At 46.1% G+C, this 15,951-nt stretch carries 14 protein-coding genes; 8 read left to right on the top strand and 6 right to left on the bottom strand.

Going from position 1 to position 15,951, the window contains the following annotated elements; translation table 11 throughout:
- Window positions 1-18: 18 nt before the first annotated feature.
- Together ACZ5XY_RS00655 and ACZ5XY_RS00650 are read right to left on the bottom strand one after the other, a co-directional pair.
- Window positions 19-1,254, bottom strand: a complete 1,236-nt coding sequence (locus ACZ5XY_RS00655) for an HmuY family protein (RefSeq protein WP_464742016.1) — start codon at window positions 1,252-1,254, stop codon at window positions 19-21.
- A gap of 76 nt (window positions 1,255-1,330) precedes the next feature.
- The gene (locus ACZ5XY_RS00650; protein WP_464742014.1) at window positions 1,331-3,436 is read right to left on the bottom strand and encodes a TonB-dependent receptor plug domain-containing protein; all 2,106 of its coding nucleotides are present in this window, start codon (window positions 3,434-3,436) and stop codon (window positions 1,331-1,333) included.
- A 220-nt stretch (window positions 3,437-3,656) separates the two neighbouring features.
- Here ACZ5XY_RS00650 and ACZ5XY_RS00645 point away from each other — a divergent pair, with 220 nt between their 5' ends.
- The 4 genes from ACZ5XY_RS00645 to ACZ5XY_RS00630 all read left to right on the top strand — a co-directional run bounded on the left by ACZ5XY_RS00645 (window position 3,657) and on the right by ACZ5XY_RS00630 (window position 7,615).
- On the top strand, window positions 3,657-4,787 hold the full coding sequence (locus tag ACZ5XY_RS00645; RefSeq protein ID WP_464742012.1) for a ChuX/HutX family heme-like substrate-binding protein: 1,131 nt from the start codon (window positions 3,657-3,659) through the stop codon (window positions 4,785-4,787).
- Between the two features lie 129 nt (window positions 4,788-4,916).
- A complete protein-coding gene (locus tag ACZ5XY_RS00640; protein ID WP_464742010.1) occupies window positions 4,917-5,753 on the top strand; it encodes a heme/hemin ABC transporter substrate-binding protein in 837 nt (278 codons plus the stop codon).
- A 58-nt stretch (window positions 5,754-5,811) separates the two neighbouring features.
- A complete protein-coding gene (locus tag ACZ5XY_RS00635; protein ID WP_464742008.1) occupies window positions 5,812-6,807 on the top strand; it encodes a FecCD family ABC transporter permease in 996 nt (331 codons plus the stop codon).
- A gap of 25 nt (window positions 6,808-6,832) precedes the next feature.
- On the top strand, window positions 6,833-7,615 hold the full coding sequence (locus tag ACZ5XY_RS00630; RefSeq protein WP_464742006.1) for an ABC transporter ATP-binding protein: 783 nt from the start codon (window positions 6,833-6,835) through the stop codon (window positions 7,613-7,615).
- Between the two features lie 189 nt (window positions 7,616-7,804).
- On the opposite strand, the gene ACZ5XY_RS00625 is transcribed toward ACZ5XY_RS00630, so the two are convergent.
- From ACZ5XY_RS00625 to ACZ5XY_RS00610, 4 genes are all read right to left on the bottom strand, one after another.
- The gene (locus ACZ5XY_RS00625) at window positions 7,805-7,972 is read right to left on the bottom strand and encodes a hypothetical protein (protein ID WP_464742004.1); all 168 of its coding nucleotides are present in this window, start codon (window positions 7,970-7,972) and stop codon (window positions 7,805-7,807) included.
- A 59-nt stretch (window positions 7,973-8,031) separates the two neighbouring features.
- Window positions 8,032-9,051, bottom strand: coding sequence for an LLM class flavin-dependent oxidoreductase (locus tag ACZ5XY_RS00620; RefSeq protein WP_464742002.1), 1,020 nt, complete (start codon window positions 9,049-9,051; stop codon window positions 8,032-8,034).
- A gap of 150 nt (window positions 9,052-9,201) precedes the next feature.
- On the bottom strand, window positions 9,202-10,134 hold the full coding sequence (locus ACZ5XY_RS00615; RefSeq protein WP_464742000.1) for a LysR substrate-binding domain-containing protein: 933 nt from the start codon (window positions 10,132-10,134) through the stop codon (window positions 9,202-9,204).
- 249 nt (window positions 10,135-10,383) lie between these two features.
- A complete protein-coding gene (locus tag ACZ5XY_RS00610; RefSeq protein ID WP_464741998.1) occupies window positions 10,384-10,830 on the bottom strand; it encodes a type II toxin-antitoxin system HicB family antitoxin in 447 nt (148 codons plus the stop codon).
- 356 nt (window positions 10,831-11,186) lie between these two features.
- On the opposite strand from ACZ5XY_RS00610, the gene ACZ5XY_RS00605 reads away from it, so the two are divergent.
- From ACZ5XY_RS00605 to ACZ5XY_RS00590, 4 genes are read left to right on the top strand one after another with little or no spacing between them, the layout of a single operon-like run.
- A complete protein-coding gene (locus ACZ5XY_RS00605; protein WP_464741996.1) occupies window positions 11,187-12,797 on the top strand; it encodes an AmpG family muropeptide MFS transporter in 1,611 nt (536 codons plus the stop codon).
- Window positions 12,798-12,815: 18 nt separating this feature from the next.
- Window positions 12,816-13,709, top strand: a complete 894-nt coding sequence (prmC, locus tag ACZ5XY_RS00600; protein ID WP_464741994.1) for a peptide chain release factor N(5)-glutamine methyltransferase — start codon at window positions 12,816-12,818, stop codon at window positions 13,707-13,709.
- Between the two features lie 9 nt (window positions 13,710-13,718).
- A complete protein-coding gene (locus tag ACZ5XY_RS00595) occupies window positions 13,719-14,504 on the top strand; it encodes a HesA/MoeB/ThiF family protein (RefSeq protein WP_464741992.1) in 786 nt (261 codons plus the stop codon).
- A gap of 57 nt (window positions 14,505-14,561) precedes the next feature.
- Window positions 14,562-15,899, top strand: coding sequence for an ABC1 kinase family protein (locus ACZ5XY_RS00590; RefSeq protein WP_464741991.1), 1,338 nt, complete (start codon window positions 14,562-14,564; stop codon window positions 15,897-15,899).
- The last annotated feature ends 52 nt before the right edge of the window (window positions 15,900-15,951 follow it).

Here is a 15,951-nt window from a genome sequence, read left to right as displayed (position 1 = left end):
TTTAATTCCATGCGTGAGTTATTTTGCCGCAGTGGCGCTTGCAGGTTGAATATCAAATTCAAAGTCCCAAGAGGTTGCCGCAGTCGAGGTGGCATCAGGATAATTGATTTTTGTTAAACGCATTCTGGCAAAGCTGTTGCCCTCAGCTGAGCGGATGAGCGCGCCTTTACCAGGATTAGCGACCATTTGATGATTGGCGCCGTCATAGCTGAACAAGCCATAATCTAGTTTTGGATAGTTGCCGGTCGCAGCAGGGCTTAAGCTTGACCCTGTTTTATCCGTGACCCATCCGGTCGCACTTCCAGGCTTTTGGAAATCTTGAATATTTTGTAAGGCTATTAGACTTTCAGTTTTATTGTCCGCCATAAATTTGGCTTTAATAGGCTCGCCTTTATCATCGTAGTAAGCTTTTGAAGCTTCGGCTAAATAAGCGCCGACTTTACCTGTTCCTGAGCTGCCACCGTTTAAGATAATGCTGTCGCGTTTAAAGGCCATATGCCAAACGCCTGATTTATCAACGACTTTGCCCGATTGTAAGTTAAAATATGTCCAGTCGGTCGGGCTTGAGGCGTCAATTTGCTGAGTGTTGACATTGTTTGGCATGGCAGTGTCGATCCAGCGCAGTTCTGGAAATCCGCCCTCGGCTTTTTTATTATAGTAATTGGTAATCTGAATGGCATAAATCGGCATTTGTACTGAGCTTGCAGCCTCCGCGCTGGTATTGTCCGTGGTGATGAGATAAACGCGGTTGTTCGGATAAAGCTTATGGTCGTCGTTTAAGCTGTAAGCGTACCATGGGCTTTGGTTAAAGATGCCACCGTTTTTATCTTCATTATAAAGAAAGCTGATGTCGCTATTACTTGCAGGGTCGAGGGTGGCGTTTTTATAGTCTTTCAGCTCGCTCCAATCCATCAGCCCAAACACGCCGCCTTTTCCGGCGCCGGACGCGCCGCTATTTGACCAAAGCTTGACGCCGCGCTCTTGGTTTTCAAATTTAACGTCCCAAGTGTTTCCTGTACAGTCGCTTTCTTTTTGAGCGTCAAAATCAAAACAGGTGGTCGCGCCTTTGGTAAGGTTGGTGATTTTCCAAGTAGCCGACTGAGTAAATAGCGAGGTTGTACTTGGCGGGGTAATGGTTGTGCCGCCATTATCACTGCTGCCATCACCACCACAGCCGGACAAGCTTGCCAGTAAAGCTGAGCCCATGATTAGGGTTAAAGTCTTGGATAAAGTTTTAGTTTTTGCATCAATCATAGTTATCTCCTAAAAGTCAAAAGGCTAAAAAACAGTGCGGGTTGAGCAGTTATAAATTTTTATAATCAAGTTTGGCTTACCAACGGTAGCTTGCGCCAACGAGCCACTCGCGGTTGTCAATAGGCCTAAAGTCGCTTGGGTCTTTGATATCGCGCTGAGTGTCAAAAATATTATTAATCGCGCCATAAATACTTAATTTATCATTGGCTTGATAATTCAGCTTACTGTCCAAATTCCAAAAGGCAGGCGAGTAGGACTGATTTTCTGTGCTAATTAACTGCTTTGACTCATACGTCAATTGTGGAATAAATTGCAATTTATCATTAATTTGATAATCAACGGCAATCATGGCTTTGTGGTTAGGGCGATAGGTCAACTCACTGTCGGCGCTTTTATTGTGAGTCTTTAAATAAGCATAACTGGCTTGAACTTTAGCATTGTCTAACGCCTGCCAATCAATCCCGACATCGCCGCCGTAGGTGTAAGCGCTATCGACGTTGGTATATTGAAAAATTGAGATGCCATTTTCAATCAAAGCATTGCTGTCATCGGTTTGAATTAAGTCTTTAATATCGTTATAAAAGCCATTGGCATTCAGGCTTAATTTGTCTGTTAATTGGCTTTGATAGCCCACTTGAAAGCTGGTTGAGGTTTCCGGCTGCAAGTTTGGATTTCCCATCACTTTATAGCCCAAATTGCTGTGGTCAAAGACGTAATAGCGCTCTTTTAAATTGGGAACGCGGTAGCCTGTGCCAATGCTTGCTCGCAGCACATGGTCGCGACCTTGGTTGTCCATCAGATTGTATTTTAAGGCAACTTTGGGAGCAAAATGGTCGCCAAAGTCCTCATCGTTTTGGTAGCGAACGCCGGTTAACACCTCAAGATTGTTGCCAATGAGCCAATCATCTTGCGCGTAAACCTCGCCAACGGTTCGGCTGACCTCATCGCGGACCAGCTCGCTGACTTGATTTTTGGTTTGGGTTAAGGTGTCTTTTTGACCTTGAACGCCAAATTGCAGCAAATGGGTGTGCTTATCGGATAATTTAAGTTCAGGCAAATCAAGCTGAGCTTGCGCAAGGGCGGTGGTGATGTCGGTATCGCGAGCAGAGGTCAGCTCATTGTCTGAAAAAGTATCTGACTGACTTTTATAATCTTCAAATAATCCTTGAATCAAGAGTTGATATGGCTCGGAATTTGCGGATAAATGAATATCCGAGCGACCACCAACGGTAAAGCGGTTTTTGGTGATGGCTTCCTCGCGCTGCTGCGGTAAGTGCAGCGGCGGCACATAAAGGCTAAAGCGGCTGGTGTCATCTTCTTTATAATGCGTGGCTTCCGCCCAATATTTTGAGTTATTGAGTAGCGCACCTTGGGTGTTTTTGGTTGCCATATTACTAGGCGTAAAATCAAGGCGAGCGGTCACTTGCGCCTGTTTACTGGCGTCTTTTAAGCGTGACCAACCATCTGTATCAAGGCTTAAGCCTTTATCATCTAGGTAGGAGGCAGAAAGTCTGCTGCGAAGTTGGTCGCCTTTATCTAGCGCCCCCTCAATCCCTGCCTCAACAAAGCGCTTGTTGGCATCAATACTTTTTCCCGATGGGTTTTGCTTGCCATTGCTCGCAAGCTCGGCGGTGACATGAGCGCGCAGGCTATCAACCGGTTTGGTGATGATGTTAATCACGCCGCCCATGGCTGCGCTACCAAACTGCGCGGACGCGGCGCCTTGGACAATCTCAATTTGCTCAATATCCATGTTCAAGTACTGATTAAGATTGACCGTTGAGCCAGTACTTGCGGTAATGGGCAGACCATCAATCAGCACCAAAACTTGGTCACCGCTAAAGCCTTGCATCACCACTTCATAACCCGTTTTGCCGTGAATTTGGCGTAAATAAACGTTTGGAAGCAGCTTGAGCGCGTCCTTTAACGTATGCGCTTGATTGTCATCAAGGGTTTTTTTGTCCAAAACCTGAACGGCAACGGGGGCGTCATTGAGTGTTTTGCTTGATTTGGTTGCCGTAACAACGACCGTATCAAGTTTGGTGCTTGGCGCTAAGCTATGGCTATGCATCGTGTCGGCTTGCGCAGGAATCGCAGCGATAGCAACAGCCGTCATGATGGCGACGCTCAAAGCTCGGCGAGGTAAATCAGGGGTGGCGGTAGAAAATAAAGAAGTCATCATGAAAGCCATAAAAAAATCATGCGCTGAGCGGCTTAGAGGTTTCTAAAATGGCAGCTCAATTGCGTTACGAGTAGTAATGAATCAGAAACAAAGTAGCGCTATGCTAATATAAATAAGAATAGTTATCAAGTATTAAATTATAATTATTCTCGTTTACAAATAAAAAAAAGTTCGGCATAATCATCCTTGATTTGATATTTCATCTAAAAAGGAGCCCGCCATGACCAAATCTGTTGTTATCTCTCAAAAAGACACCGCCCTTTGGCAACGCTATCAAGACCAAAAAGCAAGTAGCCCCATGCTATTTCCGACCGAAGGCGCAAAAGCGCTTGGCGTCAGCGAGCTTGAATTGCTCCTTGCTGCGCCGTTCAGCCAATATATCGGTAGTGACTGCAAGTCGGTATTAAAGCAGTTTAAAGATTTTGGCGAGGTTGAAAGCATCGTTCGTAACGATTTGGCGGTTCATGAAAAAACTGCCGCCTATCATAACCTTAAGCTTGGTGACAAAATGGGCATCGCCTTGAACGTTGGCGGTTTGGATTTGCGCTTTTTTATGTGGCGCTGGAAGCACATGCTTGCCGTTACCGACTTAAGCCGAGATAAGCCGTCATACAGCATTCAATTTTTTAATGAGTCGGGTGCGGCAATTGACAAGGTTTATCTTCGTGAGCTAAGCGATGATGCTATTTCGCGTTGGCAAGAGATGATTGCTGAGCAAGCAAAATCGGTAGATGCAGACAGCATCGAGCTTGACGTTGCTGATGCGCCAAAAGATTGGCAGCTTAAAACTCTTGATGACGCCGAGCAGTCGGAATTGCAAAATAATTGGCTTGCGATGAAGGACGTTCATGAGTTTCATGGTTTATTGCAAAAGTTAAAAGTTGACCGCGCAAGCAGCTACTCGCAAGCGCCTGAGGGCATGACTTTTAAGCTTGAAACGGCAGCGGTTGAGGCGATGTTTGAACAAGCGCGTGATATTGAATGCCCAATCATGACTTTTGTTGGCAACAGTGGCTTGGTACAAATCCAAACCGGAACGGTAAAAACGCTCAAACGCATGGGCGATTGGTTCAATATTTTAGATAAAAACCACAATAACTTTACCCTGCATTTAAAAGATAAAGCGCTAGCTCAAGTTTGGTGCGTGAAGCGTCCAACGGTTGACGGCATTGTAACTTGTATTGAAGGCTTTGATGATAAAGGCGTGAGCATTTTTAGCGTGTTTGGTCAGCGCATGGAAGGCAATCCTGAGCTTGAAGCTTGGCAGGACATTACTCAAGATTTGGTTGCTAAGTTTGCTATCAATCACGCTGCCGAAAGTAGCGAGCTGCCAAAAGCGGCAAATGCGTAAGTGTTAAGTTAAGACAAAATAAAGAAGTAAATTTATCGTTTTAAAATTGCCCAAAGCTGCGGTTTCATGGCTTACAAAGTTTAAGACCGCGGTTTGGGCAACACTGTGTGACCAACAAGGAGCGTTATTGTGACTCGCGCCAACTCTTTTTTTTCTATCAATTTATCAAAAGCTACGGTTTCAAAAGTTATTCCTGCCGCTGTTGTTGCAAGTTTAATTGCCGCGCCAACCTTATCCGCGCAAGCTTATGACCGCATCGTTGCGATGAGCCCTGATGTGGCGGACGTGGTCGTTGCTCTTGGCGCAACCAACAAACTGGTCGGTAAAGACGCCACCAACAACAATCCTGCCTTAAAAAACGTAAAAGCGGTGGGAATGCACCGCAATTTAACGGCTGAGTCCGTCCTTGCGGTGAAGCCAGATTTGGCGCTTGGTAGCTACATGGTTCAGCCGGCAAGCATTTATCAGCGCTTAAACGGTTTAAAAGTAAAAGCCGTCAACGTTGCGCCCAAGGAAGATGTAAAAACTTTTGCCAATAGTATTCAAACCATCGGCAGCTATGTCGGCAAAAAGCCGCAAAGCAATCAGCTTGCCGCCTCGTGGCTAAAACAAATGCAGCCGATGAAAGCCACCAAAAAGCGTTATGTATTAAGTTATGACGGTCGCATCGTTGCCGGAAAAGGGACGGTCGGTGATGAGCTTATCCGCCGAGCAGGGGGCATCAATGCAGCGAATGTGTCGGGGTTGAAGCCGATGTCACGCGAGGGTTGGCTTGCTGCTAAGCCTGACGTTATCATCATTGCTGACCACAACCAAAAGGTGGTTGGTGGTGTTGCCGGATTTAGCAAGCGCCCTGAAATTGCCGCAAGTAAAGCCAGCGTTCAATTTTGGCCGGCGGACAGCTTTTTACGCTATGGATTAAACTCCCCGCAGGTGCTTAAAAAGCTCAATGCTGCCGGACAATAAACAACCGTTTTTAATCTTATAATTTTTAAATTTCATTTTTGATGCAATCGGTTTGGTTATGGCAAATTCAGCAAACACGCTTTCGGCAGCACTTCCTGTCAGCCGTAAAAAATACAAAAGCAGCATTTATTACGTCATCGCGGCGCTTGCGTCCTTGCTGCTGATTTGGCTTGGGCTTGGTATTGGTTTTGGGGAATGGTCAAATCCGCTGCATTTGGATGAGACCATTTGGCAGCTGCGTTATCCCCGCGTGGCAACGGCGCTGCTTGTTGGCATGGCACTGTCGGTTAGCGGCGCCGCATTGCAAGCACTGTTTGAAAACCCACTTGCTGACCCAAGCTTGATTGGCACCTCAGGTGGCGCGGCGCTTGGCGTTGTCTTGGTACTTGCTTTTGGCATTGGCGGTATTGGCGTTCCGCTTGCTGCTTTTACCGGAAGTGTGCTGGTTTGCTTGTTTATTTTGGCGTGTCATCGGTTTTTGGGCGGCGGTCAAATGGGGCTGCTGATTTTGGGCTTTGTTATTAGCGCCTTTTGTGCGGCGGTGGTCAGTCTGATTTTATTCATGTCCGATGATATGGTGCTGCGCTCAGCAACCAACTGGCTGTCGGGAAGTATGGCGGAGGCGGGGTTTGTGCCGCTGCGATATTCCATCATTTCCATGCTGCTTGGGTTAGCTATTTTATTGCCGCTTGGTCGAAAGCTTGATGGCTTGATGCTTGGCGAAACGGCGGCCAAATCGCTTGGCATTCAAGTGGGGGCAACGCGCTGCTTGGTGGTGATTGCCTCGGCATTGTTGACCGGAGCAGCAGTATCGCTTGCTGGCGTGATTGGTTTTATTGGCATGATGGTGCCAAACCTGCTAGCGATTTTATTTGGTGGCGGTCGGATGCGCCTTATGATTTGGTCGGGCTGGCTTGGGGCAATGCTACTTTTGGTGATCGATGGTATGGCACGGCATGTGGCTTATCCGGTTGATGTTCCGGTTGGCATTGTCTTGGCGCTTTTGGGCGGTCCTTTTTTTATTTGGCTGTTTGTTAAAAGCTCACGCCGCTAATTTGACATGAAACAAGGATTTGGTAATGACTATGATAGCAAATGACGCGCTGTTAACGCTTAATAATATCCGGATTCAATCAGGTCAAAAGCTGCTGCTTGATGTTGAAAAGCTTTGCTTGCCCAAGCAAAAACTGGTGGCGTTTATTGGTCCTAATGGCGCAGGAAAAAGCACGCTGCTGCACAGCATTTTAGGTCAGCATTCAAGCTTGGGGCTGAGCACCCAAGGGGATATCAGCGTTCAAGGGAAGCCGATAAATGAAGCACTACAAGCGGGCAAAATCGCTTGGGTTGGTCAGCATGAGCGCTTTGAATTACCGCTGACCGTCCTTGATTATGCCCTGCTTGGCGTGTCACCAAATCTAGCTTGGTATCAGCGCCCAAACAAAGACCACGTCAAGCGCGCTAAGCACTTGCTGCAAGAGTTTGAGTTAGTAAGCTTGCTTGATTCACGCGTTCAAAGCTTATCGGGCGGTGAAAAGCAGCGCCTTGCCATCGTTCGCGCGCTGATGCAAGATACCGAAATTTTGATGTTTGATGAGCCAACCAACCATTTAGACATCCGCCATCAGCGTTTTTTACTGCGCTATCTTCATGATTTGGTTCGCCTGCGCCAAAAAAGCATTTTGGTCGTATTGCATGACTTGACCCACGCCCACCGTTACACCGATGAAGTCGTGCTATTAAGCCAAGGCCGCGTGGTGGCTCAAGGTACGCCTAGCGAGGTGATGACTTGCCAATCGCTTAGCGACGTTTATCAAGTTGATATTAAGGCTCATGAAACGACAGATGGCATGGTGTTTGTTTGAAGCTTTAGATTCAGAAAACCACTTATAAAAGAAAAAGGTCATCAAGTTATAGCTTGGTGACCTTTTTCTTTAAGCTTTTTAGATAAAAAATTGTTATTGTTAAAATAATGCAGTTATTATTTTTTTAATTTATTTTAAAGAGTAATTAACGCCGTCAATGTTGCATTGGCGGCGGTTATCAAGCTGATATTAAACGCGGCTGTCGGTATCGCGGTCACTGATATTGCGTTTTTCTTCCAAGCGTTTTTTGCGGCTTGGGCTGATGCGATAGGTTAAATAACCACCGATAATAAGCAGCAGCACAAAGCCAGCGATATACATAAAAATCGTTGAGCCAATGACAGGGGCAGGTTCCATAGTAAGCACTCCAATAAAGTTTATCAATAAAAGCTTACTATTAAGTATGCAATCGCGCTTTATCTTTGTAAAGTAAACAAATTTAACTTTGGTATGAGTTTTAGTGACGTAAGCCTTGCCTCTTGGTCAAAGACGTTGGCAGTAACGATGAGTTCATCAGGACGGTAGCGAGCGATAAAGTCAGCAAGCTTTGGCTGAACGGTTTCAGGCGCACCAACAAATGCTACCGATAAGGATTTATCCACCATCATTTTTTCGCTTGGACTCCAAATTTCGCTCATATCACGGACAGGTTTTGGCATCTGACCGCGCTCACCTCGGCGCAGTCGTACAAAGCTTTGCTGAGCTGACGTAAAGTGATACTTTGCGGTTTCATCATCATTGGCAAGCAGCAAATTTGCTGCAAGCATGACATAAGGTGCTTGCAAATAGCTCGATGGCTGAAAGTTATCGCGGTAAGCTGCAATAGCTTGGCTCATCATTTGCGGCGCAAAATGCGAGGCAAACGCGTAAGGCAGCCCTAAATGGGCGGCAAGCGTTGCGCCAAACAATGACGACCCCAAAATCCAAATCGGCACGTTTGACCCTGCCCCCGGAATCGCTTGAACGGGACTTGAGCCAGTGTCATTACTCAAAAAAAACAGTAATTCTTGAACATCTTGCGGAAAGCGCTCGGCGTCGTTCATTTGCCGCCGCAAAGCACGAAAAGTTGCGCCATCCGTGCCAGGGGCGCGACCAAGTCCCAAATCAATGCGGTCGCCATAAAGCGCTTGCAGCGTTCCGAACTGCTCGGCAATGGTCAGTGGCGCGTGATTTGGCAGCATGACCCCGCCTGAGCCGATGCGAATACTTTTGGTTTGACTGCCAATATGCGACAGCAACACGGCAGTTGCCGCACTGGCAATCCCTGGCATATTGTGATGCTCTGCCATCCAATAGCGATTTAAGCCAACGGCTTCAGCGCATTTTGCCATCGCCACCGTTTGAAAAATACCCTCAGCCGTTGATTTGCCTTGTGGCACGGGCGCTAAATCTAAAAATGAAATAGGAATGGTAGAATTGGGATTGTCCTCAGACATAGGTCACCTCACTAGTTATTTATTATCGGTTAAAAAACCGTAATCACTATAATGCGGCGACCTTCTTAGAAATAAAGGCAATTGTTAATATCGATAACAAAAAACGGCGACTGCACCGTCATTTGCATTAAATTTGGCATTAAAAAGACGTTATTTTTTATCAAATTGCTGTTGGCAGAGTTCCATAAACGCGCGACCGTATTGGCGGATTTCAGCATCATCACGAACCGCCATCCAACTGGTAAAGCGCCCAAAATGACTGACTGGAATGGCAGTTAAATTTTGATAATGATTGGGGTCAAATGCCATCTCGGCAATGATACCAATGCCAAGTCCTGCATCCACATAGGTGCTAATCACGTCAGCATCAAGGGCAGCTAATACAATATCCGGCTCAAGTCCTGCTTCGCTAAAGGTCTTGTCAATCGCGCCGCGACCAGTAAAGCCGCCGTGATAGGTGACAATCGGGTAGCTGGCAAGCGTTGGCAAATCAATATCCTCAAGCCCTGCCAACTCGTGGTCACTTGGAACAATGACCCGATGCGTCCAGTCGTAGTAGCGATAGCAGCGCAAATAGCTGTTATGCAGTAGCGCTTCGGTGGCAATACCAATGTCCGCTTGACCACGGATGACCATTTGGGCAATGGTTTCAGGGTCGGCTTGCTGCAAGATAAGGTTTACCTTTGGAAAGCGCTCTTTAAAGATTTTCACCACTTCGGGCAACACATAGCGCGCTTGCGTGTGTGTGGTGGCAATCGTCAACGTTCCGGTATTGGGATTGTTAAAATCAAGGCTGAGATTTTCAATGGTGCGGATTTCCGCAAAAATGGACTCAATGTGCGGCATAAGTGCCATTCCCATTTCAGTCAATCCAGTTAAGCGTTTGCCTTGGCGGACAAATACTTCGGTTTTAAGCTGATTTTCAAGTGCTGCAATGTGCTTAGATAGGCTTGATTGGCTGGTGTGCAGGACGAGCGCCGCTTGGCTTAAATTGTAGCCATTAACCACGGTATGCCAAACTGTTTCTAGCTGCTTGAGCTGAATTTGTAGATGCCGCTGATTGACCACCATATCAATTGCCATAAATTATCCTAATACGCTAAAAAATAAATGCTACAAGTCCATCAAACCTAAACGGTCTGCTGCCATTTGGCGCTTTACTGAGCTCTCTTGCCGTTGGTGGCAGCAAAAAGGTAGTTTAAAGCAAATCTATTATTCTTGTATATAATAGATAGGTATCAATTTATACTATTTTGGAATATAAAATAATAATAGGCTGGTTCTACTAACAGGCAATAGCGATTGCAATTTTGCTACGAGTCTCAACTTGGGCTATGAGTTTTGGTAGGACGGTAAATAAGCTTGTAGGGCTTTAGTAATCAGCTCATTAAGGTTTTGGGAGTGAGTAGGTAAAGGGCATTCCATTTGGGATTGATTAGCAAGATAATGGCGGGCGCGAGTTAATAGCGGCTCTGGCAGGTCAATCGATAGTTTCACCGTGGTTCCCTCAATGCGCGCAGCATCAATACTGATAATCGCCCAAGTAACTCCGGCAAAAGGGTTTGGTCGATTCGAGGGAGATAAGTGGTCGCTAATGTCACTGCCATTTGGCAGCGGCTTACCTTGAGCATAAAGCGCTAATAAATGAGTCATAACAGTAAATCGCGCTTGACTGATAACCTCGGCAATATTGTCAGCAAAAATGGTTAAATCAGGCAGATCAGGCAAAATACCTATAAACTGCTGGTCTTGATTACGGATGGCGATGGGATAGAGCATGTGATTACCTTGGTTTCATTATAAATTTTTAAAATAACTTATTCATATTTTTTATTTCACGGCAAATAATAAGTTTAGCAAATTTTTTTTAAAAGTATGTTGATTAAATCAAAGACTACATTAAGTTTTTAATAATTCTGATAGCTCAAATCACGAAAACTTACACTAAGCAAGGTTAGGGAATGATATTGAGGGGCAGTCAAGGGAAGTCAGAAAAAAATAATCAAGACCGCTAGTCAAGCCAGATAATCTCAAGTACCATAATTGCATTTTGCGGTCGGCTCGCGATAACTGGCATCAGGATGGTTTGCCAAAAGCAGGGAGCGGCTTTAGTTTTGATGGTTTGGTGATATGTTATGACTGCTGTAAATCCTGTTCCTTCTGCTTCTAAGAAAAAATCTTGGGGCAGCGCGGCAAAAGCCTATCTTGACCGGCGCGCGATTATTATGCTCTTGCTTGGTTTTGCCGCCGGAATCCCAATTTTGCTGATTTTTTCAAGCCTATCGCTTTGGCTTCGCGAGGCGGGCGTTGACCGCAGCGTGGTCACCATGTTTAGTTGGGCGGCGCTTGGTTACTCCTTTAAGTTTATTTGGGCACCCTTAGTGGACGCCGTACCGTTTCCCATTTTAAATAAGCTGTTAGGTCGCAGGCGCAGTTGGATTTTGGTGTCGCAAGTGCTGATTATCCTAGCCATTTGTATGATGGCAAGCGTCAATCCGATCAGTAGTGACAATTTAACGCTGATGGCAATTGGCGCGGTGCTGCTTGGGTTTTCCTCGGCAACGCAAGATATCGTGGTCGATGCTTACCGAATTGAGCTTGCGCCAACGAGTCTGCAATCGGTGCTGTCGGCAATGTACACAGCAGGGTATCGCCTTGGAATGATTGTGGCAGGAGCAGGGGCGCTATATTTGGCAGACTTTTTTGGCTCAACCGAAGCCGCTTACAGCTATGAAGCTTGGCGCAATACCTACTTTATTATGGCAGCGGTGATGGGCGTGGGCGTGGTGACGACCTTGCTTATTCGTGAGCCAGTTTCCAATCAAGTTCGCGAAACGCGGCAAACCTCTGATTACAGTCGCTTGGTCGCGGTTTTTGCGCTGTCGGTCATTGGTTTTTTGATGGTTTTTGCCAATTTTGGTGCGCTGCTTCCTGAAACCGAAAGCGTTTTATTAGGCTTTTTATTTGAAACGATTCATTTGATGGTCAGTTTAGCAGCAGCGCTGATGATTGGCGTGGCTTTGGTTAAAGTTGGTTTGGTGCAAAAACAGGTCGCTTATAGCACTTGGATTGAGCCGATTGCCGATTTTTTCCGCCGCTATGGTAAAAAAGCACTGTTGCTGCTCGCGCTTATTGGCTTGTACCGCGTCTCGGACATTGTGGCAGGCGTGATTTCCAACGTCTTTTATCAAGATATGGGCTTTAGCAAAACCGATATTGCCAATGCTGTAAAATTGGTTGGCGTAATTATGGTCATTGCTGGCGGCTTTTTGGGTGGTATTTTGGCGCAAAAAATGCGCATGATGCAAGCGATGATGGTTGGCGCAGTTTTAGCTTGCGCGACCAACTTGCTATTTATCCTTTTGACCTATCATCCAGCAAGCTTAAGCTATCTTTATTTGGCGGTGATTGCCGATAACTTAGCGGCAGGGCTTGCCAGCGCGGTATTTATAGCGTTTTTATCGGCTTTGACCTCGATTCGCTTTACCGCTGTTCAATATGCGATTTTTTCCTCGCTTATGACTTTGTTCCCCAAAGTTCTTGGCGGCTATTCAGGGACAATCGTTGATAATATGGGCTATCCGTTCTTTTTTGCCTTTACCTTTGCTATTGGCTTGCCGATTTTGGCGCTGATTTATTTGGCGGATAAATATATTGTTATCGGCGGCAATGACGATGATGACGATTTAACCCAAGCCAATCCGTTACTTACCGACACCAACGAGCCGCCGCGAGCTGCTGAATAAAGGGTAAAAAGGGCAGTTATGACCAGTATTCGGCAGATTAAACAGGAAGCCCAAGCCATTATTGAGGGCGCGGCTCATCAAAACTTGCCTAAGTTTTGGATTACCGATTGGCTGCTGTTTGTCACGGGCAAATCGGCAACGGCGCTGATTACGGAAAATGATTACGAGCTGAATTCTGAAGAACTTTCGCAGTTTTATTCCGGAATTAAAAAGATGCAAAACGGCACGCCGCTTGCTTATTTAACGGGAAAGCAAGCATTTTGGCGGCATGAATTTTTAGTTAACGAGCATACGCTTATCCCAAGACCAGATACTGAAGTTTTGGTAGAAACGGTGCTCAACTGGATTGAAAAAAATTGGGCTAAGCACAATCATGAGCCAAGCTATTTGCCAAAGCTGCTTGATTTAGGAACAGGGTCGGGCTGTATTGCCATTAGCCTTGCTGCTGAAAAATCTCTGCAAAATTGGCAAGTCACGGCGGTGGATATTTCAAAAGACGCGCTTATCATTGCTGAAAAAAACGCTAAGTTAAATGATGCTTGCATTAATTTTATTCAAAGCTCTTGGTTTACGGCATTTAATAACGATAAAAATTCGCGCTTTGATGTGATTGTGTCAAATCCGCCTTATATCGATGAGATGGACAGCCATTTAACAGAGTTAACCGCCGAGCCAATCACCGCGCTGACGGCAAAAAATCAAGGTCTAGCCGATATTGAAACTATCGTTCAAAGTGCGCCGAATTTTTTGCAAAATAATGGTTTATTAGCGATTGAGCATGGTTTTGATCAAGGGTCAAGCGTCCGCAGGTTGTTTGAAAATCGCGGATTTGCCGCCATAACCACGCTGCAAGATTTTGGGCAAAACGATCGGGTAACGCTTGGTGTTTGGCAAAACGCGGGTCAGGGATAGGGGACGCTCATGACGGATAATGAAAAACTTAATCAGCTAAGCGATGATGAGCTGCTACGCTACTCGCGGCAAGTGCTGCTGTCGGGCTGGGATATTGATGCTCAAATCAAGTTAAAATCGGCGCGAGTGGTGCTTATTGGCGCAGGTGGTCTTGGCTGTCCGGCGTCGGAAACCTTGGTTCGGGCGGGCGTTGGCTTTGTTCATTTGATTGATGATGACGAGATTGAAATGAGCAATTTGCAGCGGCAAACGCTGTTTTTGCCAAAAGATATTGGAAAATCAAAAGCATTCACCGCCGCCAAAATGCTTAACGACATTAATCCGTTAATTAACGCTCATGGCAGTACCGAGCGCTTAACCGATGATAACGCCATTGAGATTTTAACTCGATTTAGCAGCAAAATGCCTGATTTGCTGCTTGATTGTAGCGACAATTTTGCCACCCGTGATATGAGCAATCGCTTAAGCATTCGTTATCAATTGCCACTGCTAAGCGCCTCTGCCATTGGCTTTCAAGGTCAATTGGCACTGTTTGAGCCGAGCCAAAATAATGGCTGCTATCAGTGCATTTTTGGTGATAGTATCAGTGACGACGACCGAACTTGCGCCAATTCTGGTGTCCTTGCCAGCACCACCGCCATTATGGGAAATTTGCAAGCCAACTTAGCGCTGCAATATTTGGGGCTGGGTAACAATCCGCTTGCCAATAAGCTGCTATTATGGGATGGTTTGCGAATGCAGCAGCGAGTGATGGGCTATAAAAAAGATTTGAATTGTTCAGCTTGTCAGCGCTAATGGCAGCTAAAAGTCCTTTTTGAAAACCGATTTAAAATAACCTAGAGCATAACAATTATGAAACTGCATCGACCGCATTTATTCAAGCATACGCTCAATGTTGCCAATCGCGTCCGCCAAACCGCAAGTGTGACCGGATTGTCGCTGCTTCGGGTTGCTCAAGGCGAAAAGCCGGATGCCATGCTGCTAAAAGAAACCTTTGAGCAGCTTGGCACGACCTATATCAAAATCGGTCAGTTTATTGCCAGTACGCCGTCGCTGTTTCCGCGCCAATACGTGATGGCGTTTCAAGACTGCTTAGACCAAACCACGCCGCTGCCGTTCAGCTATATCAAAAAAGTGCTTCAAGAAGAATTGGAAGCGGACGGTAAAACGCTTGATGGGCTGTTTTTATCCATTGAGGAAACGCCGCTTGCCTCAGCGTCGATTGCTCAAGTCCATGCCGCTAAGTTGCCAAACGGTGATGAGGTGGTGCTTAAAGTTCAAAAACCGGATGTGAAAACCATCATGCAAACGGATTTGGGCGTGCTGCATTTGACCACCAAAGTGTTAGAAAAACTCATGCCCTCAATGCGCTTTGCAAGTCTTGCGCCGATTATTGATGAGATTCGTTTGCGAATGCTTGCCGAAACCGACTTTATTGCTGAGGCGCAAAACATCCGCGATTTTCAGCAGTTTTTAACCGTTTCAAACAACAGCCGCGTGGTTGCCCCAAAAGTCATCGAGCGGCTAACCACCGAGCGTGTATTGACCATGAGCCGACTGCATGGCGTCTCGATGATTGATGAAGCCGCGATGCGCCAATATTGTAGCGACCCTGCACAAGTGATGGCGGACACGCTCAACACGTGGTTTGCAAGCTTGATGCTTTGCAATAGCTTCCATGCCGATTTGCACGCGGGCAATTTGATGCTACTGAACGATGGTCGAATCGGCTTTTTGGATTTTGGCATTGTCGGAACGCTAAAAGCGGAAAGCTGGCGCGCCTGCCTTGCGATGATGCAAGCGCTGCAAGATAGCGACTACCGAGCGATGGCGCAAGCGATGGTTGATATGGAAATGACCTATGATAAAGATAGTGTCGATGTTGACGCGCTAGCAAATGACGTTGCCAAAATGATGCAAACGGTTGCTGCTGAAGAAAAAGTCTTTACTAGCGGCAAGCCATTTAACACCAAAGAGCAAGCCGATGAATTAAATAAAATGATGCTTGAAATTGTTGAAGTCGGCAAGCGTCATGGTATTCATTTTCCGCGCGATTTTGCGCTGCTTGCCAAGCAAATGCTCTATTTTGACCGCTTTTTGCAGGTGCTTGCCCCTGATATGGATATGTTTAGCGACAATCGAATTCAAGTTTTAGCTCAAGATGACGAGTTGCCAAAACTGGTATCTTAAAACAGTTTTTTGGTTTGACCTTAATCACAAGGATTGTGAGCGCAACTGGCTA

This window comes from Psychrobacter sp. GTC18467 (assembly GCF_055397455.1).
The sequence above is the reverse complement of the archived record's forward strand: the minus strand, read 5'-3'. Positions and strand labels throughout refer to the sequence as shown.